The organism is Nonomuraea sp. NPDC023979 (assembly GCF_040639085.1).
GTDB lineage: Bacteria > Actinomycetota > Actinomycetes > Streptosporangiales > Streptosporangiaceae > Nonomuraea > Nonomuraea ceibae.
Map to the genome: position 1 here is coordinate 24360 of NZ_JBEZZG010000036.1, position 17087 is coordinate 41446.

General features: G+C 73.2%; 15 protein-coding genes. 8 read left to right on the plus strand and 7 right to left on the minus strand.

Going from position 1 to position 17087, the window contains the following annotated elements:
* Together AB0G11_RS40295 and AB0G11_RS40300 are read left to right on the plus strand one after the other, a co-directional pair.
* Window positions 1–2496, plus strand: a complete 2496-nt coding sequence (locus AB0G11_RS40295; protein ID WP_357591964.1) for a PEP/pyruvate-binding domain-containing protein — start codon at window positions 1–3, stop codon at window positions 2494–2496.
* A 40-nt stretch (window positions 2497–2536) separates the two neighbouring features.
* Window positions 2537–2965: an SRPBCC domain-containing protein gene (locus tag AB0G11_RS40300; RefSeq protein ID WP_357591966.1), complete on the plus strand. Its 429-nt coding sequence runs from the start codon at window positions 2537–2539 to the stop codon at window positions 2963–2965.
* A gap of 35 nt (window positions 2966–3000) precedes the next feature.
* On the opposite strand, the gene AB0G11_RS40305 is transcribed toward AB0G11_RS40300, so the two are convergent.
* The 6 genes from AB0G11_RS40305 to AB0G11_RS40330 all read right to left on the minus strand — a co-directional run bounded on the left by AB0G11_RS40305 (window position 3001) and on the right by AB0G11_RS40330 (window position 9369).
* Window positions 3001–4386 carry a GH1 family beta-glucosidase gene (locus tag AB0G11_RS40305; protein ID WP_219508040.1) on the minus strand — a complete coding sequence of 462 codons (1386 nt, stop codon included), beginning with the start codon at window positions 4384–4386 and terminating at the stop codon, window positions 3001–3003.
* Between the two features lie 6 nt (window positions 4387–4392).
* Window positions 4393–4626, minus strand: coding sequence for a hypothetical protein (locus AB0G11_RS40310; RefSeq protein ID WP_357591968.1), 234 nt, complete (start codon window positions 4624–4626; stop codon window positions 4393–4395).
* 21 nt (window positions 4627–4647) lie between these two features.
* Window positions 4648–6630, minus strand: a complete 1983-nt coding sequence (locus tag AB0G11_RS40315; RefSeq protein ID WP_308125884.1) for a beta-galactosidase — start codon at window positions 6628–6630, stop codon at window positions 4648–4650.
* Entirely contained in the window at window positions 6627–7661 is a 1035-nt protein-coding gene (locus tag AB0G11_RS40320) for a LacI family DNA-binding transcriptional regulator (RefSeq protein WP_357591970.1), read from the minus strand. The genes AB0G11_RS40315 and AB0G11_RS40320 overlap by 4 nt, the downstream gene beginning before the upstream one ends.
* Before the next feature lie 88 nt (window positions 7662–7749).
* Entirely contained in the window at window positions 7750–8400 is a 651-nt protein-coding gene (locus AB0G11_RS40325; RefSeq protein ID WP_219508055.1) for a response regulator transcription factor, read from the minus strand.
* Between the two features lie 3 nt (window positions 8401–8403).
* The gene (locus tag AB0G11_RS40330) at window positions 8404–9369 is read right to left on the minus strand and encodes a histidine kinase (protein WP_219508035.1); all 966 of its coding nucleotides are present in this window, start codon (window positions 9367–9369) and stop codon (window positions 8404–8406) included.
* A gap of 238 nt (window positions 9370–9607) precedes the next feature.
* On the opposite strand from AB0G11_RS40330, the gene AB0G11_RS40335 reads away from it, so the two are divergent.
* Entirely contained in the window at window positions 9608–10894 is a 1287-nt protein-coding gene (locus AB0G11_RS40335; protein ID WP_219508034.1) for an ArsB/NhaD family transporter, read from the plus strand.
* Window positions 10894–12627, plus strand: a complete 1734-nt coding sequence (locus tag AB0G11_RS40340; RefSeq protein WP_357591972.1) for a potassium/proton antiporter — start codon at window positions 10894–10896, stop codon at window positions 12625–12627. The genes AB0G11_RS40335 and AB0G11_RS40340 overlap by 1 nt, the downstream gene beginning before the upstream one ends.
* 92 nt (window positions 12628–12719) lie before the next feature.
* On the opposite strand, the gene AB0G11_RS40345 is transcribed toward AB0G11_RS40340, so the two are convergent.
* The gene (locus AB0G11_RS40345) at window positions 12720–13481 is read right to left on the minus strand and encodes an IclR family transcriptional regulator (RefSeq protein WP_219508030.1); all 762 of its coding nucleotides are present in this window, start codon (window positions 13479–13481) and stop codon (window positions 12720–12722) included.
* A gap of 129 nt (window positions 13482–13610) precedes the next feature.
* On the opposite strand from AB0G11_RS40345, the gene AB0G11_RS40350 reads away from it, so the two are divergent.
* Genes AB0G11_RS40350 through AB0G11_RS40365 form a run of 4 tightly spaced genes read left to right on the plus strand, consistent with a single transcriptional unit; the run spans window position 13611 to window position 17022 of the window.
* Entirely contained in the window at window positions 13611–14264 is a 654-nt protein-coding gene (locus AB0G11_RS40350) for an ABC transporter permease (protein ID WP_219508028.1), read from the plus strand.
* The gene (locus AB0G11_RS40355) at window positions 14251–15249 is read left to right on the plus strand and encodes an ATP-binding cassette domain-containing protein (protein WP_308125883.1); all 999 of its coding nucleotides are present in this window, start codon (window positions 14251–14253) and stop codon (window positions 15247–15249) included. The genes AB0G11_RS40350 and AB0G11_RS40355 overlap by 14 nt, the downstream gene beginning before the upstream one ends.
* Entirely contained in the window at window positions 15239–16006 is a 768-nt protein-coding gene (locus tag AB0G11_RS40360; protein ID WP_219508026.1) for an ABC transporter permease, read from the plus strand. Before AB0G11_RS40355 ends, AB0G11_RS40360 begins: the two co-directional genes overlap by 11 nt.
* 47 nt (window positions 16007–16053) lie before the next feature.
* Window positions 16054–17022 carry a glycine betaine ABC transporter substrate-binding protein gene (locus AB0G11_RS40365; protein ID WP_357591974.1) on the plus strand — a complete coding sequence of 323 codons (969 nt, stop codon included), beginning with the start codon at window positions 16054–16056 and terminating at the stop codon, window positions 17020–17022.
* The last annotated feature ends 65 nt before the right edge of the window (window positions 17023–17087 follow it).

A 17087-nucleotide genomic window follows, 5' to 3' on the forward strand; every position in this document is an offset into this window, starting at 1 on the left:
GTGCGGACCGTGCTCCCCCTCGGCGACGAAGCCGCCGACCTCGCCACGGCGGGCGGCAAGGGCGCGTCGCTGGCGAAGCTGACCAGGGCCGGGCTGCCCGTCCCGGGCGGCTTCCACATCACCACCGGCGCCTACCGCGCGTTCGTGTCGGCCTTCCGCGACGAGATCGACCCGGGCGACCCCGCCGCCGTCGCGGAGCTGTTCGCCCGGCACGAGATCCCCGGCGACCTGGCCGCGAGCATCCGGGCCGCCTACGAGGCGCTGGGCGACGGGCTGGGCGACGGCGTGCCGGTGGCGGTGCGGTCGTCGGCGACGGCCGAGGACCTGCCGGGCATGTCGTTCGCCGGCCAGCAGGACACCTACCTCAACATCCGGGGCGACGGCCTGCTCGACGCCGTCAGGCGGTGCTGGGCCTCGCTGTGGAACGCCCGCGCGATCGCCTATCGCGAGCGGAACGGCGTCCCCCACGACGACGTGGCGCTGGCCGTCGTCGTCCAGGAGCTGGTGGACGCCGACGCCGCGGGCGTCATGTTCACCGCCAACCCCGTCACCGGGGCGCTCGGCGAGACCGTGATCAACGCGTCCTGGGGGCTCGGCGAGGCGGTCGTGGGCGGCCAGGTGACCCCCGACACGGTCGTGGTGACCTCGGGCGCCGTGACGGAGGCCCGTACCGGGGACAAGGCCGTGATGACCGTGCGGACCGAGGGCGGCACCGAGGAGCGGCCGGTCCCCGAGGAGCTGCGGCGGGCGGCGGTGCTCGACGAGGCGCAGGCCGTCGAGCTGGCCGCGCTCGGCGCGCGGGTGCAGGAGCTGTACGGCACGCCCATGGACGTGGAGTGGGTCCGGCGCGGCGGCGCGTTCGCGATCGTCCAGGCCCGCCCGGTCACCGGCGTCAAGCCGCGCACGGAGGAGTGGAACGACAGCCTCAGGGGCGACTACCTGTGGACCGGCGGCAACCTCGGCGAGGCCATCCCCGACGTGATGACGCCCGCGACCTGGTCGTTCGTGCGGATGTTCATCCACGAGGCGATGTCGGCCTCCACGCTGCCCGGCTTCGACCTGGTCGGCAACATCGGCGGACGCTTCTACATGAACCTCAGCGTGACGTTCTCCGTCGCCCGCGCGCTCGGCATGTCGGGCCGGCTGAGCGCCGTGGAGCAGGTGTTCGGCAGGCTGCCGGCCGGGCTGGAGCCGCCCATGCTCGACGTCTCCCGGTGGCGGATCGTCAAGGCGGTCGTGCCGATGGCGCTGGCCATCCGCAAACGGGTGCGCGAGCACCTGCGGGCCATGCCCGCCTTCCTGGCCGGGGCCGCCCGGCGCGGCGAGGAGCTGCGCGCACGGGTCGCCGCCACCGCCACGCCCGCCGAGCTGGCCGCGCTCTGGTCACGCGAGATCGAGCCGTACTTCGTCACCGCCTGCCGCATGCTGGAGGCCGCCGGGCGGCAGGGCGGCTCGACGCTCGTCTACACGCGCGACAACCTGCGCAGGCTGGTGGGCGAGGCCGACGCCGAGGCCATGCTGACCGGCGTCAACAGCGACGGCGAGCTGGCCAGCCTCGGCCTGCTCACCGGGCTCGGCCGGCTGGCCAGGGGCGAGATCACCAGGGACGAGTTCGCCCGCGCCTACGGGCACCGCGGGCCGCACGAGTTCGAGGTGTCGATGCCGCGCCCCGGCGAGGACCCCGGCTGGATCGACGCCCAGCTCGCCGGGCTGCGCGACCTGCGCGAGGACACCCGGGCGCTGCTCGCCCGCCAGGAGAAGGCCCGCGAGGCCGCCTGGGCGCGCTTCGCCGAGCGCCATCCGCGCAGGCTCGCCGGGATGCGGGCCAGGGTGCGCCGGTGGAACGCGGTGGTGCGCGACCGGGAGGCCACGCGGTCGGAGGTCATCCGGGCGTTCTGGGTGCTGCGCGCCTTCGTGGTGCGTGCCGGTGAGCTGACCGGGCACGGCGACGCGCTGTTCTTCCTGGCGGTGGAGGAGATCCTCGACGTGCTCGGCGGTGACGCCGCCGCCCTGGCGAACGTCCCCGTACGGCGTGCCACCTACGAGCGTTACGCGGCGCTGCCGCCGTACCCGGCGCTGATCGTCGGCCGGTTCGACCCGGTGCGCTGGGCGGCCGACCCGGACCGGCGCGCCGACCTGTACGACGCGCGCGGCGGCGGCACGCCGGTCAGCGACACGGTGACCGGCTTCCCCGGGGCTCCCGGCGTCGTCGAGGGCGTGGCCCGGGTGCTGTCGGGGCCGGAGGACGGCGACCGGCTCAAGCCGGGTGAGATCCTGGTGACCACGCTGACGAACGTCGGCTGGACGCCCATGTTCCCGCGCGCCGCCGCCGTGGTGACCGACATGGGCGCGCCTCTGTCGCACGCCTCGATCGTGGCCCGCGAGCTCGGCATCCCGGCCGTGGTCGGCACCGGCAACGCCACCATGCGGCTGCGCGACGGCGACCGGATCCGGGTGGACGGCGAGCGGGGCACGGTGGACCTGTTGGGGGGCTGACAGGAGTGGCTGAAAGCCCGCATACGTGTATAACTGCGCCATGCGGACCATCAGCGTTCCTGTCGACATCAAGGCGTCCCCCGAGCGGGTGTGGGAGGTCATCGCCGACTTCGCCGCCTACCGGGAGTGGAACCCGTTCATCCGGGAGGCGACCGGCGAGGCCCGGGAGGGCACCACGCTCGCGCTGCGGATGTTCCCCGAAGGAGGCAGGCCGATGAGCTTCCGCCCCAAGGTCCTGCGCGCCGAGCCGGGGCGGGAGCTGCGCTGGCTGGGCGACCTCATCGTGCCCGGCCTGTTCGACGGCGAGCACGCCTTCGAGCTGAGCGCGACCGGTGACGGCACGCGGATGGTGCAGAGCGAGCGGTTCAGCGGCCTCCTCGTGCCCCTCTTCGGCAAGGTCGTCGCGCGGGCGGAGGGCGACTTCGCCAGGCTGAACGAGGCCCTGCGCCGGCGGGCCGAGGAGACCTGACGGGCCGGGCCCCCGGCGTCCGGGGACCCGGCGGGTCACAGGCCGTTGGCCGCGACCACGTCCCGATACCAGTGGGCGCTGTCCTTCCAGGTGCGCTCCATCGTGTCGCGGTCGACGCGGACGACGCCGAACCGCTTGGCGTAGCCGTGCGCCCACTCGAAGTTGTCCATCAGCGACCACAGGAAGTAGCCGCGCACGTCGGCCCCGCCCTTGATCGCCTCCAGCACGGCCGTCAGGTGCCGCCGCAGGTAGTCGACGCGGTCGGCGTCGTGCACCCGGCCGTCGGCGCCGACCGGGTCGGGGAACGCGGCGCCGTTCTCGGTGATCATGACGGGCAGCGCCGGGTAGTCGCGGCGCAGCCGCAGCAGCAGCTCCGTCAGGCCGGTCTCGTCGATGTTCCACCCCATCTCGGTGTACGGGCCGGGCTGGCGGACGAACTCGACGTCCTCGCAGCCGATCCACGGTGACGCCGTGCCGTCCGCGTGCCCGTCGGCCGTGTCGCGCGCGCCGCCCCGGTCCCACTGGCGTACCAGGATCGGGTTGTAGTAGTTGATCCCCAGCACGTCGAGCGGCGCGGCGGCGGTGGCCTCGTCGCCGTCGCGCACGAACGACCAGTCGGTCACCGAGGCGGTGTCGTCGATGAGGTCGCGCGGGTAGGCGCCGTCGAGCATCGGCCCGAGGAAGGCCCGGTTGGCCACCGCGTCGACGCGCCGGACGGCGTCGGCGTCACGCTCGGACACGCCGCGCGTGTGGTGCAGGTTGAGCGTCACCGACACCTGCGCCGTGGCCGGGATCACCTCGCGCAGCGCGCGGGCGGCCAGGCCGTGGCCGAGGTTGAGGTGGTGCAGCGCGGCCAGGGCGGCGGCCGGGTCGGTGCGGCCGGGGGCGTGCACGCCGGAGGCGTAGCCGAGGTAGGCCGAGCACCACGGCTCGTTCAGCGTGATCCAGGTGTGCACCCGGTCGCCCAGGGCCTCGCCCATGCGGCGCGCGTACTCGCCGAACCGGAGCGCGGTGTCACGGGCCGGCCAGCCGCCGGCGTCCTCCAGCTCCTGGGGCAGGTCCCAGTGGTAGAGCGTGGCCACGGGGGCGATGCCGCGCTCGCGCAGGCCGTCGACCAGGCGGGAGTAGAAGCCGAGCCCGGCCTGGTTGAGCCGGTCGCCGCCGCCGGGCAGCACGCGCGGCCAGGAGATGGAGAACCGGTAGGCGCCCACGCCGAGCCCGGCCAGGATGTCGAGGTCCTCGTCGAGGCGGTGGTAGTGGTCGCAGGCGAGGTCGCCGGTGTCGCCGCCGGTCACCAGGCCGGGCGTGTGGGAGAAGGTGTCCCAGATCGAGGGGCCGCGGCCGTCCTCGTTCCAGGCGCCCTCGACCTGGTAGGCGGCCGTGGCCGTGCCCCACAGGAAGTCGTCGGGGAAGGTGGGCATGGGGGGTCACTCCTCGGTGGTCAGGACGATCTCGATCTGATCAGTGTCGCCGTCGGCGGTGACGCGCACACCCGGGTGCGTGACGCCGGCGATGGCCAGGTTCCAGCGGACGGGCGCGCCCTCGGTGCGGCGGGCGCGCACCCGGAGCGTCCCGCCGTCGGCGGTCACGTCGTGGGCCGCGTGGGCGTACGCGCCCCGCGTCCCCGGGCGCATCCGCCAGTGGCCGTCCTCGAACTTCATGTCGTCCGTCTCCGAGAGGGATCAGCAGGGCCGCAGCGCCACGACGTCCTGCGGGGCGAGCGTGACGTGGCCGGCCACGGCGGACCCGGTCAGCAGGTCCTCCGACGGCTCGGGAACGGGCACGCGCACGGTGCCGCCGCCGTGGTTGAGCAGGAACAGCACGGGACCGCGCCGTACCGCCTCGACGCCGGGCGGCAGGCCGGGCAGCACGCCGGTGACGCCCGCGTCGGCGAGCAGCCGGCCGGTCAGCTCGCCCAGCGCGTCCTGATCGGGCAGCGTCGCCAGGTACCAGGCGGCGCCGTCGCCGGTCGCGTGCCGCAGCACGGCCGGGCCGCCGTCGTCGAAGGCCGCGACCGTCTCGGCGCCCTCCGCGCGCACGAGCTCCGTCCAGGTGTGCGCGGTGAACGCGCCGCCGTCGCTCCAGCGGCAGCCGACCGGCCCGTCGACGGGCCGCCACTCCTCGCCGGACGCGCCCAGCACCTCGCGCAGCGGCGCCGGGAAGCGGCCGGTGCGGACGTGCGCCCGTGGATCGACGATCCCGGAGAACGGCCCGACCAGGAGCACGCCGCCGCCGCGCGCGTACGCGGTGAGCGAGGCGGCGTCGCGGTCGCTGATCAGGAAGAGGTTCGGCACCACGACCAGCGCGTATCGGGACAGGTCGGCGGACGGCGGGACCACGTCGGCGCTCACCCCGCGCTCCCACAGCGGCCGGTAGTGCGCCAGCAGCCGCTCGACCGGGTCGAGCCGGTCGCTGGGCAGGTCGCCCTCCTCCAGCGCCCACCAGCTCGGCCAGTCGTGCACGAGCGCCACCCGCGACTCCACCCGGGCGCCCGCCACGCCGGCCAGCCGGCGCAGTTCGGCGCCGTGCGCGCGGACCTCGGCGTGCAGCCGCGTGTCCGGCCCGGCGTGCGGCACCATCGCGGCGTGGAAGCGCTCCGCGCCGGACCGCGAGGCCCGCCACTGGAAGTAGCACGAGCCGTCGGCGCCGCGCGCCACCGCCTGCAGCGACTCCAGCCGCAGCCGGCCGGGCGGTTTGGGGAGGTTGTGCGGGCGCCAGTTGACCGCCGAGGTGGCCTGCTCCATCAGCATCCACGGCCGCCCGCCCGCCAGGCCGCGCATCAGGTCGTGGGTCAGCGCCGCGCGCACGGCGGCCAGCGGGTCGGCCGGGTCGGGGTAGTGGTCGTCGGAGACCACATCCTCCTCGGGCGCCCAGGTCCAGTAGTCGACGGGCTTGAAGAAGCCCATGAAGTTCGTGGTGACGGGGATGTGCGGGGTGCGGGCGCGCAGCACGTCGCGCTCGGCCCGGAAGTGCGTGAGCAGCGCGTCGGAGCCGAACCGCCGGTGGTCGAGCCGCTGCGACGGGTTGACCAGGTACGGCGTGCGGCGCGGGGTGAGGATCTCGTCCCAGTCGCTGTAGCGCTGGCTCCAGAACGCGGTGCCCCACGCCTCGTTGAGCGCGTCCAGGTCGCCGTAGCGCTCGCGCAGCCAGGCGCGGAAGGCGGCCGCCGCGTCGTCGCAGTGGCAGAACTGCCCGTACTCGTTGCCCACGTGCCACATCGCCAGCGCCGGATGCCCGGCGTAGCGGTCGGCCAGGTCGCTCACCAGGGCCAGCGCCCGCTCCCGGTAGACCGGCGACGACACGCAGAACTGGTTGCGCGCCCCCCACCAGAGCCGGTGCCCCGACTCGTCCACCGGCAGGGTCTCCGGCCACCGGCGCCCCATCCACGGCGGCGGCGAGGCGGTCGGCGTGGCCAGGTCCACCGCGATCCCGGCCCCGGCCAGCAGGTCGAGCACCCGGTCCAGCCAGCCGAAGTCACGCGCGTCCGGCTCCGGCTCGATCCGCGCCCAGCTGAACACGCCGACGGTGACCAGGTTGACCCCGGCCGCCCGCATCAGCTCGGCGTCCTCCCGCCAGACCTCCTCCGGCCACTGCTCGGGGTTGTAGTCGCCGCCGAAGAGCAGGCCGCGCCCGTCCGTCAGGGAGTGCAGGCCGGGGCGGGTCACCGGGCCGCCGATCCGCGGGCGGCGGGCGCCGCAGAGCTGTCGCCGACGACCAGCCGGCAGGGCACCAGCCGCTGCCGGGGCTCGCGGCTGCCGTCCTCCAGCCGGTCGATGAGCATGCCGGCGCCGAGCCGGCCCAGCTCGGCGCTCGGCGGCTCCAGCGTGGTCAGCCGGGGGTGGAACATCTCGGCCACCCGCGACGACGACAGCACCAGCATCAGCGTCAGGTCGTGGGGGACGCGCCCGCCCCGCGCGGCCACGGCGGAGATCACCCCGACGGCGGCCTGGTCGCTCATCACGGCCAGCGCGGTCACCTCCGGGTGGGCGCCCACGAGCCGCCCGTACGCCTCGCGGCCCTCGTCGGCGGTGGAGGCCCGCAGGCCGCCCACGTAGCCGAGCCCCGCCTGCGCCGCCGCGGCGGCGAACTCCCCGGCGGCCCGGATCGCCGGGCCGTACTGCTCCGCGTAGGCGCCGGGGGCGTGGCCGAAGAACGCCAGCGAGCGGTGCCCGAGCCCGGCCACGTGGGCGACGGCGTCGGCGGCCGTCCTGGCGAAGTCGATGTCGGCGTGGTCGACGCCGTCCGGCTCGCGGGTGCGGCCGATCATGGCGACCGGCACCCCGGCCCCGGCCAGCCACTCCACCCGCTCGTCGTCGAGCCTGACCTCCATCACGAGCACGCCGTCGACCAGGCCGAGCCCGGTCAGGTGGCGCAGCTCCTCGACCGGGTCGTCGCGCTCGGGGGAGAGCAGCAGGTGGTAGCCGCGCTCCTTGGCCGCCTCGGCCGCCGCGGTGGCGAACTGCATCTCGGTCAGGCCGAAGCCGTGGTGCGGGGCCGGGAACAGCAGCGCCAGGATGCGCGTGCGCTTGCTCACCAGGCCCCGGGCCAGCGCGTTCGGCCGGTAGCCGAGGTCGGCCGCCGCCTGCTCGACCCGCCTCCTGGTCTCCGCCGCCACCGGGCGGGTGCCGTTCAGCGCGGCCGAGGCCGTGCTGACCGCCACCCGCGCCCGCTCGGCCACCTCACGTAGCGAACTCATCACACCCCGGCCCGGATCAGCGTGTCGAAACGTTTCGCATGAACGTATTGGCCGGTTTGTGGTGATGTCAACGGCCGGGTGAAGAGGCTCAGGGTTCGATGAGCCCCGCGCGGATCGCGTAACGGGTGAGCTCCAGCCGGTCGCGCATGCCGAGCTTGCCGAGCACGTTCGCGCGGTGCCGGTCGACGGTCTTGACGCTGATCACCAGCAGGTCCGCGATCTCTTTGGAGGAGTGCCCTTCGGCGATGAGCTTGACGATCTCCTCCTCGCGCGGCGTCAGGATGCTGGCGGGCAGGCTCTCGCGCTGGTCGTCACGGCGCAGGTAGTCGCGGATCAGCGCCGTGACCGCGCCCGGGTAGAGGAACGGCTCGCCGCGCATCGCCGCCCGGCACGCCTCCAGCAGGTCGCGGTCGGCCACCGACTTGAGCACGTAACCGCTGGCCCCGGCCCGGAGCGACTCGAACAGGTACTGCTCGTTGTCGTACATCGACAGCATGAGCAGCCGGACCTCCGGCGCCCGCCGGGAGATCTCCCTGGCCGCCTGGATGCCGGTCATGCGCGGCATCGCGATGTCCAGGATCGCCAGGTCGACGCCCTCGGTGGCCAGCTCGACCGCCTCGGCGCCGTTGCCCGCCTCGGCCACCACCGTCAGGTCGGGCTCGGCGTCCAGGATGAGCCGCAGGCCCTGGCGCACCAGGGCGTGGTCGTCGGCGAGCAGGATGCGGGTGGGTGCCACGATCGGTCAGTCCCCTTCCTCGACCGGTACGGCCAGGCGTACGGCGGTGCCGCCCTCGGGCGGATGCTCGATGGACAGCCGCGCGCCGATCAGCAGCGCGCGCTCGCGCATGCCGATGATGCCCGCGCCCTCGTGGATCGGGCCGCCGCGCCCGTCGTCCACGATCGACAGCAGCACCCCGCCGGGCCGCCTGACCAGCGACAGCTCCACCCGCGACGCGCCGGCGTGGCGGGCGACGTTGGTCAGCCCCTCCTGTGCGATGCGGTAGACGACCAGCTCGGCCTCGCCGCCCAGCGGCGGCAGCCGCGCGTCGAGACGGCGGGTCACGGGCACGCCGGGGAAGTCGGCGGCCAGCGCGTTGAGCGCGCTGATCAGGCCCAGGTCCTCCAGCACGCCGGGCCGCAGCCGCCTGGCCACCTGCCGCACCTCGTCCAGGCTGGAGCGTACCGTCTCCTGGATCGTGCGCAGCTCCTCGCGCAGGTCGTCGGGCGCCCGGTCGGCGGTCCGCTTGAGCGCGAGGAGCACCACGGTCAGGCTCTGGCCGATCTCGTCGTGCAGCTCGCGGGCGATGCGCTGCCGCTCGCCCTCCTGCGCGGCCAGGGCGTGCGCGCTGGCCGCCGTCCGCTCGGCCTCCAGCCGGTCGAGCATCGCGTTGAACGTGCGCACCACGTCGGTGAGGTCGCCGTTGCCCCCGTCGGGCATCCGGTCGGTGGGGCGCAGCAGGTCGACCCGGCGCATCAGCGCGGTGAGCGCGCCGAGCGGCGCCAGGCTGCGGCGCAGCAGCAGCGCGTTGGCCGCCATGATCAGTGCCAGGCCGACGATCAGCACCGGGATCTCGGTCACCCGCACCAGCGGGGACACGGTGGCGGGGGAGAGGGCCAGCACCAGCGTCCCGGCGGTGAACACCAGCCCGTTGATCGCGATCACCCGCCGGAACAGCGCCTGCACGGGGCTCCGCCGTTGGTCGCTCATGCCCCCCAGCCTCACCGTCGGACGGCCCGGCCGTCCATCCGGTCCAGCACTCATCCTTGCCCGCGCGCGCCTACATGATGCCCACCGGCAGAGATGGGTGTCAGACCCGATGTCCGGATCGTCCCTGATTGTCGAGACTTGATGTTCCCGCCTTGATCTGGAGGACCGTCATGTCTCGCCTGTCACCATCATCACCCCGCACGTCCCGGGAGCGTACCGGCCCGCCGGGGCGTGTGCGATGACCGGTGCACTCGCCCTGACCGTCTTCGTGGTGGCGTTCTTCTTCATCGCCACCGAGAAGGTGAACAAGGTCAAGGTGGTGCTCGTCGCCGCCGGCCTCATGGCGGTACTCGGGCTGATCCCCGGAGCTCAGGTGTTCTTCTCCGAGCACGAGGGGATCGACTGGAACGTCATCTTCCTGCTCTTCGGCATGATGATCATCGTCGGGATCATCAAGCAGACGGGCGTCTTCGACTTCCTGGCCATCTGGGCCGCGAAGAAGTCGCAAGGCAGGCCGTACCGGCTCATGGTCATGCTGATGGCCATCACCGCGATCGCCTCGCCGTTCCTGGACAACGTCACCACGATCATGCTGGTCGCGCCCGTCACCGTCATGGTGTGCGACCGCCTGCACATCCCGGCCCAGCCGTACCTCATCGCCGAGGTCCTCGCCTCCAACATCGGCGGAGCCGCCACGCTCATCGGGGACCCGCCCAACATCATCATCGGCAGCCGGGCCGGCCTGACGTTCAACGACTTCCTCGCGCACATGGCCCCGGTCGTGGTCATCGTCTTCCTGGTGTTCCTGCTGCTCACGCGGGTGCTGTTCCGCAAGTCGTTCGTCTACAACCCCGACCGCGTGGCCGAGGTCATGGCGCTGCAGGAGCGGCGCGCGATCACCGACCCGCGCCTGCTCGTCCGCTGCCTGGTCGTGCTCGGGCTCGTCGTCGTCGGGTTCGGGCTGCACGCCGTCGTGCACGTCGAGCCGTCCATCGTGGCGCTCGTCGGCGCCGGCGTGATGATGCTCGTCGCCCGCGCCGACACCGGCGAGACGCTGCGCGAGGTCGAATGGCCCACGCTGGTGTTCTTCATGGGCCTGTTCGTCATGGTCGCCGGGCTCGTCAACACCGGCGTCATCGCCACCGCGGGCGAGTGGGTGATCAGCGCCGTCGGCGACAACTACTTCGGCGCGGCCACGTCGCTGCTGTTCGGCTCGGCCGTGCTCGGCGCGTTCTTCGACAACATCCCGTACGTCGCCACCGTCGCGCCGATCGTCGAAGGGCTCGTCGCCCAGGCGCCCGACCCGGCCACCGGGCAGGCGATCTGGTGGGCGTTCGCGCTCGGCGCCGACTTCGGCGGCAACGGCACCGCGGTCGCCGCCAGCGCCAACGTCGTCGCGCTCGGCATCGCCGCGCGCTCCGGGCACCGGATCTCCTTCTGGGAGTTCACCCGGTACGGGCTGCTCGTCACCGCGATCACCTCGGTGCTGGCATGGGTCTACGTCTGGCTGCGGTACTTCCTCTGATGACGCTGCCGGAGCTCTACGTCGTGCTGCTCGCCGGCGGGCTCGTGCTTTTGGCCGGCATCGCGGCGGTACGCACCGCCAGCCGGCTCGGCCTGCCCAGCCTGCTGCTGTTCCTCGGGCTGGGCATGGTCATCGGCGAGGACGTGCTCGGCGTCCGGTTCGACGACGCCCAGCTCGCCCAGACGCTCGGCACCTGCGCGCTGGCGCTCATCCTCGTCGAGGGCGGGCTCAGCACCCGCTGGACGGACCTGCGCACGCTGCTGGCCCCGTCGGCGATGCTGGCCACCCTCGGCGTCGCCGTCAGCGTGCTGGTCACCGCCACCGGCGCCCACCTGCTGCTCGGCCTCGACTGGCAGCTCGCGCTGCTGCTCGGCGCCATCGTCTCCTCCACCGACGCCGCCGCCGTGTTCGCCGTGCTGCGGACGCTGCCGCTGCCCCGGCGGCTGGCCGGGATGGTCGAGGCCGAGTCCGGGTTCAACGACGCGCCGACCGTCATCCTGGTGCTGGTCTTCAGCAGCGCCGCCGGGGTGCCCGACTTCGCCGTGATAGGCGGGCAGGTCGTCTACCAGATCGCCGCCGGGGCCGCCGTCGGGCTGCTCGCCGGCTGGGGCGGCGTCGCCGCGCTGCGCTACGTCGCACTGCCCGCCACCGGGCTGTACCCGCTGGCCACGCTCGGGCTGGGCGTCATCGCCTTCGCCGCCGCGGGCGCGCTGAACGCCTCCGGGTTCATGGCCGCCTACCTGTCCGGGATCGTGCTCGGCAACGCCGTGCTGCCGCACCGGGCCGCCACCCGCTCCTTCGCCGAAGGCGCCGGCTGGCTGGCGCAGATCGGGCTGTTCGTCATGCTCGGACTGCTCGTCGACCCGAGCGAGCTGCCCGCCGCGCTGCTGCCCGCCCTCGTCGTCGGGCTGGTGCTCCTGCTGCTCGCCCGGCCCGTCTCGGTGCTCGCCGGGCTGCTGCCCTTCCGGGTGCCGTGGCGGCACCAGGTGTTCATCTCGTGGGCGGGGCTGCGCGGGGCGGTGCCGATCGTGCTGGCCACGTTCCCGATCGTCGCCGGGGTGCCCGGCAGCGGGCACCTGCTCAACATCGTGTTCGTGCTGGTCGTCGTCTTCACCCTGATCCAGGGGCCCGCGCTGCCCGCGCTCGCCAGGCTGCTCGGCGTGACCCAGCCGGACCAGGCCAGGGAGGTGGACATCGAGTCCGCGCCGCTCGACGTGCTCGACGCCGAGCTGCTCACGCTGACCGTGCCCGCCGGGTCGCGGCTGCACGGGGTGGAGGTGGGCGAGCTGCGGCTGCCCGCGCCCGCGGCCATCAGCCTCGTCATCCGCGACCGGGCCACGTTCGTGCCCGCGCCGGAGACGCGGCTGCGGGAGGGCGACGAGCTGCTCATCGTCACCACCGCCGCCTGCCGTGAGGCCGCCGAACGCCGCCTGCGCGCCGTCGGCCGCCGCGGCCGGCTGGCCCGCTGGCACGGCGAACACGGCGACCCCGCCGACCCGGCCGAAGCCTTAGCCCCGCCCCCCGGCCACCCGCCCGGCCACCCTCGCGCCGGGGAGCGGCCGCGGGACCGGCCGCGTGCTGGGGATCGGGCGTGCGCCGGTGACCGGCTGCGTGACGGATCCGGCGCGGGGGATCGGGCGTGCGCCGGTGACCGGGCTCCCGGGCCGCGCCGGAGCCCTCCCGGGGCGCTCACCCGTACGGGCCGCTCACCCGTACGGGACCCGTCCGGGTGAGGAGGGCGGCCCGTCAGCGGGACGGATGGCCGGGAGCGGGACGGACAGGCCGCCGGTCAGCGGGGCAGCTGGCCGGGAGCAGGGCGGACAGGTCAGTGGGACGAGTGTCCGAGCGCGGTGGACAGGTCGCGGGCGGAGTCGGCGATCGCCCGGCCGATCTCCTCCAGCCGGGGCGCGGCCGGCACCCGGGCGAGGGAGACGCTGATCGCGGCGGCGATGAGGCCGCGGTGGTCGCGCACCGGGGCGGAGACCGCGGCGGCGCTGTCGTCGAGCTCGACGTCGCTGGCCACGTAGCCGAACGTGCGGGCGTGGTCGAGGTCGGCCATCCACTGCTCCTCGCCGCTGACCGCCGAGTCGAGCCCGGCGGGCAGCTTGGCGCGCAGCAGCTCGCGCACCCGCTCGGGCTCCCAGTCGGCCAGCAGCGAGCGGCCCGCCGCGGCCATGATCACGGGCACCGACACGCCCTCCCAGATGCGGTGGTAGGCGCGCGAGGACGGCATGGACACCAGCGTGAGCACCTGGTCGCCGCGCAGCACGCACAGGTGGGCGTCCTCGTCGAACGCGGTCGCCAGCCGGCGCAGGAACGGCGCCGACACCTGGACGAGCCGGGCCTGCTGGCTGCGCGCCGCCAGCGCGAACAGCCGCCAGCCGAGCCGGTAGCGGCGGGTCACCGGGTCGCGCTCGACCATGCCCTCGCCCTCCAGCGCCCGCAGCGCCCGTGACACCTGGCTCTTCTCGCGGCCGAGCCGCTGCGCGATCCAGCTCACGCCGAACCCGTCGGTGTCGCGCTCATCACCGTGACCTGCGAGAACGTCGAGGATTTCGAGGTCTCGGCGAAGGCCTGCGGAAGACACGGGGAGCTTCTCGCTCATGCCCATCCGTTCATAACAACTGGGTTGCGCTCATCGCAACAGATTTTGCGATGAGCGCAACTAGCCATACGTTTACATTCCCATGCAACTGTAAGCGAAGGCGGTTACTTCATGACTTTCAGCGAGTACGTGGTCTCCCGATGGGACACCCTCTCGCTGGCTGCCGCCGAACACGCCCTGGTCGTGGCCGTCGCGATCGGCATCGCCACGGCCGTGGGCGTCGGCATCGGGCTCCTGACGTACGAGACCCCGAAAGCGCGTGGCGCCTCCCTGGCGCTGTCCGCCGGCATTCTGACCATTCCCTCCCTGGCTCTGCTGACCCTGCTCATCCCGTTCACCGGCCTCGGCTGGGGCTCCACGCTGATCGCGCTGACCGGGTACGCGTTCCTGCCGATCATCAGGAACACCGTGACCGGCCTGCGCGGCGTGGACGCCGCCACCGTCGAGGCCGGGCGGGGGATGGGCCTGAGCAGCGCGCGCGTGCTGCTGCGGGTGCGGCTGCCGCTCGCCTGGCCGCTGATCCTGGCGGGGGTGCGCATCTCCACGCAGATGCTCATCGGCATCGCCGCCATCGCGGCCTACGTCGACGGCCCCGGACTGGGCAACCAGATCTTCGAAGGGCTGGCGCGGCTGGGATCGGTCAACTCGCTCAACGCGACGCTCGCGGGCACGCTCGGCATCGTGGTGATCGCGGTGCTGTTCGACGCCGGCTTCTCCGCCGTCCGCCTTCTGACCACCCCGAGGGGGCTTCGTGTTCGACCGTGATCCCGCAGGCGTCCGCATCGAGCTGCGGGAGCTGACCAAGCACTACCCGGGGCAGCCCGCCCCAGCGGTCGACAACGTCAGCCTCGACATCCCGGCGGGCGAGCTCGTCGTCTTCGTCGGCCCGTCGGGCTGCGGCAAGACCACCACCATGAAGATGATCAACCGGCTGGTCGAGCCCACGTCCGGCCAGATCCGCATCGGCGGCCAGGACGTCCTCGGCCTGCACCCCGACGAGCTGCGCCGGCACATCGGCTACGCGATCCAGCAGGTCGGCCTGTTCCCGCACCTGACCGTCGGGCAGAACGTGGCGATGGTGCCCAAGCTGCTCGGCTGGCCGGCCGCCAAGGTGGCCGCCCGCGTGGAGGAGCTGCTGGAACTGGTGAGCCTGGACCCCGGCACGTTCCGCGACCGCTACCCGCGCCAGCTCTCCGGCGGCCAGCAGCAGCGCGTCGGCGTCGCCCGCGCGCTGGCCGCGGACCCGCCGGTCATGCTCATGGACGAGCCGTTCGGCGCGACCGACCCGATCACCCGCGAGCACCTGCAGAACGAGTTCGCCAAGCTCCAGAAGCAGCTCCGCAAGACGATCATCTTCGTCACGCACGACTTCGAGGAGGCGATCCGGCTGGGCGACCGCATCGCGGTGCTGCGCGAGCGCTCGCACATCGCCCAGTACGACACGCCGGCCAACATCCTGGCGGCCCCGGCCGACGACTACGTGGCGGGGTTCATCGGCCAGGACGCCACGCTCAAGCGCCTGGCGCTGCTCAGGGTCGAGGACGTGCCGTACGAGAGCCCGCTGCCGGACCCGGCGCTGCCCGCGGTGGCGGCCGGCGCGACGCTGCGCGAGGCGCTGGACACGATGGTCGCGCACGCGGCGGACCGGTGCTCCACGCCGTCCGGCGTGATCACGTACGCCGCGCTGTGCGGCGCGGTGGGCACGGCCCATGAACAAGCCCCGGAGGAAGTGACCGCCGGTGACCGCTGAGACCCTCGCCGTCGGCACGGCCCGCACCCCCGCCCGCCCCTCCGGCCTGCGCCACCTGATCGCGCCCGCCGCCATCGCGGCGGCCCTGGTCACCCTGTACGCGTGGGTGAGCACACTGGAGCTGGACTCGATCGAGCGGCGCAGCCTCAACCAGGCGGTGCTCGTCGACAAGACCGTCGAGCACCTGCAGATGACGGTCGCCGCCACCGCCCTGGTCGTGGTGATCGCGATCCCGCTCGGCATCGTCGCCTCGCGCTCCAGGAACCGGTTCGTCACTCCGCTCATCCTCACCGCGGGCAACCTCGGCCAGGCGGTGCCGTGCATCGGGCTGCTGGTGCTGGCCACGTTCGTGCTGGGCGTCGGCTTCCAGACCGCGCTGGTCGGGCTCGTCGTCTACGCGGTGCTGCCGGTGCTGCGCAACACCATGGTCGGGGTGCAGCAGATCGACCCGGCCCTCATCGAGGCGGCCCGCGGCATGGGCATGACCAAGGGGCAGATCCTGCGCCGGGTCGAGCTCAAGCTGGCCGTCCCCGCCATCCTCGCCGGGCTGCGCACCGCCCTGGTGCTCACCGTCGGCGTCGCCACGCTGGGCGCGTTCGTGGCCGCCGGCGGCCTGGGCGAGCTGATCATCAACGGGCTCAAGCTGAACCGCATGCCCGTGACCATCGTCGGCGCCGTGCTCACCGCGTGCATCGCGTTCTTCATCGACTGGCTCGGCGGGCTCGCCGAGAACCTGCTCAAGCCACGCGGCATCTGACCTGTCCGCCGATTTCGCCTGATTCACCAAGCAAGAGGTGTCTTTGCATGCTTTCCCGTCCCCTTCGCCAGACGTTCGCCCTGCTCGCCGCCGCAGCCCTGACCGTGACCGCCGCGGGCTGCGGCTCCACTGACGCCGTCGAGGCGTCCAGCGCGGGCGACGAACTGGAGGGCGCGACGTTCGTCGTCGGGTCCAAGGACTTCACCGAGAACATCATGCTCGGCAACATCGCCGTGCAACTGCTGAAGGCGCACGGCGCCGAGGTCGTCGACAAGGTCAACCTGGGCGGCACCGTCACCAACCGCAAGGCCCTCATGGCCGGCGAGATCGACCTGTACTGGGAGTACTCCGGCACCGGCTGGATCGAGCACCTGAAGAACACCACCCCGATCCAGGACCCGGCCGAGCAGTTCAAGGCCACCGCCGGCGCCGATCTGGAGAAGAACGGCGTCCGCTGGATCGGCCCCACCCCGCTGAACAACACCTACGCCCTGGCCATCCGCACCGAGAAGGCCCAGGAGCTCGGCGTCAAGACCGTCTCGGACGTGGCCGAGCTGGCCAGGACCAAGCCGGAGGAGGTCACGATCTGCATCGAGACCGAGTTCTCCACCCGCGACGACGGCCTGCCCGGCCTGTCCAAGGCGTACGACATGAAGATCCCCAAGGACCGGATCGCGCTGCTCGACACCGGCGTCGTCTACACCGAGACGGACAAGGGCGAGACCTGCAACTTCGGCGAGGTCTTCACCACCGACGGGCGCATCGCCGCGCTCGGCCTGACGGTGCTGGAGGACGACAAGAAGTTCTTCCCCGTCTACAACGCCGCCGTCACGATCAAGGACGACCTCTACAAGAAGCACCCGGCGCTGGAGAAGGTGCTGCAGCCGGTGATCGCCAAGCTGGACGACGCCACGATGCAGAAGCTCAACGCCCGCGTGGACGTCGACGGCGAGCAGCCGAAGAAGGTCTCGGCCGACTGGCTGGAGCAGAACGGCTTCCTCGGCGCGGCCTCCTGACCAGCGCTGATCGAAACATCGGTATACGTACGGAGGCACATACGTATTTCCCCGCCTCCGGGTAA

Bases quoted from the DNA above. Each gene is read 5' to 3' on its own strand.
- AB0G11_RS40300 (WP_357591966.1), top strand. From the start codon at position 2,537: ATGCGGACCATCAGCGTTCCTGTCGACATCAAGGCGTCCCCCGAGCGG.
- AB0G11_RS40305 (WP_219508040.1), bottom strand. From the start codon at position 4,386: ATGCCCACCTTCCCCGACGACTTCCTGTGGGGCACGGCCACGGCCGCC.
- AB0G11_RS40310 (WP_357591968.1), bottom strand. From the start codon at position 4,626: ATGAAGTTCGAGGACGGCCACTGGCGGATGCGCCCGGGGACGCGGGGC.
- AB0G11_RS40320 (WP_357591970.1), bottom strand. From the start codon at position 7,661: ATGAGTTCGCTACGTGAGGTGGCCGAGCGGGCGCGGGTGGCGGTCAGC.
- AB0G11_RS40330 (WP_219508035.1), bottom strand. From the start codon at position 9,369: ATGAGCGACCAACGGCGGAGCCCCGTGCAGGCGCTGTTCCGGCGGGTG.
- AB0G11_RS40335 (WP_219508034.1), top strand. From the start codon at position 9,608: ATGACCGGTGCACTCGCCCTGACCGTCTTCGTGGTGGCGTTCTTCTTC.
- AB0G11_RS40340 (WP_357591972.1), top strand. From the start codon at position 10,894: ATGACGCTGCCGGAGCTCTACGTCGTGCTGCTCGCCGGCGGGCTCGTG.
- AB0G11_RS40350 (WP_219508028.1), top strand. From the start codon at position 13,611: ATGACTTTCAGCGAGTACGTGGTCTCCCGATGGGACACCCTCTCGCTG.
- AB0G11_RS40365 (WP_357591974.1), top strand. From the start codon at position 16,054: ATGCTTTCCCGTCCCCTTCGCCAGACGTTCGCCCTGCTCGCCGCCGCA.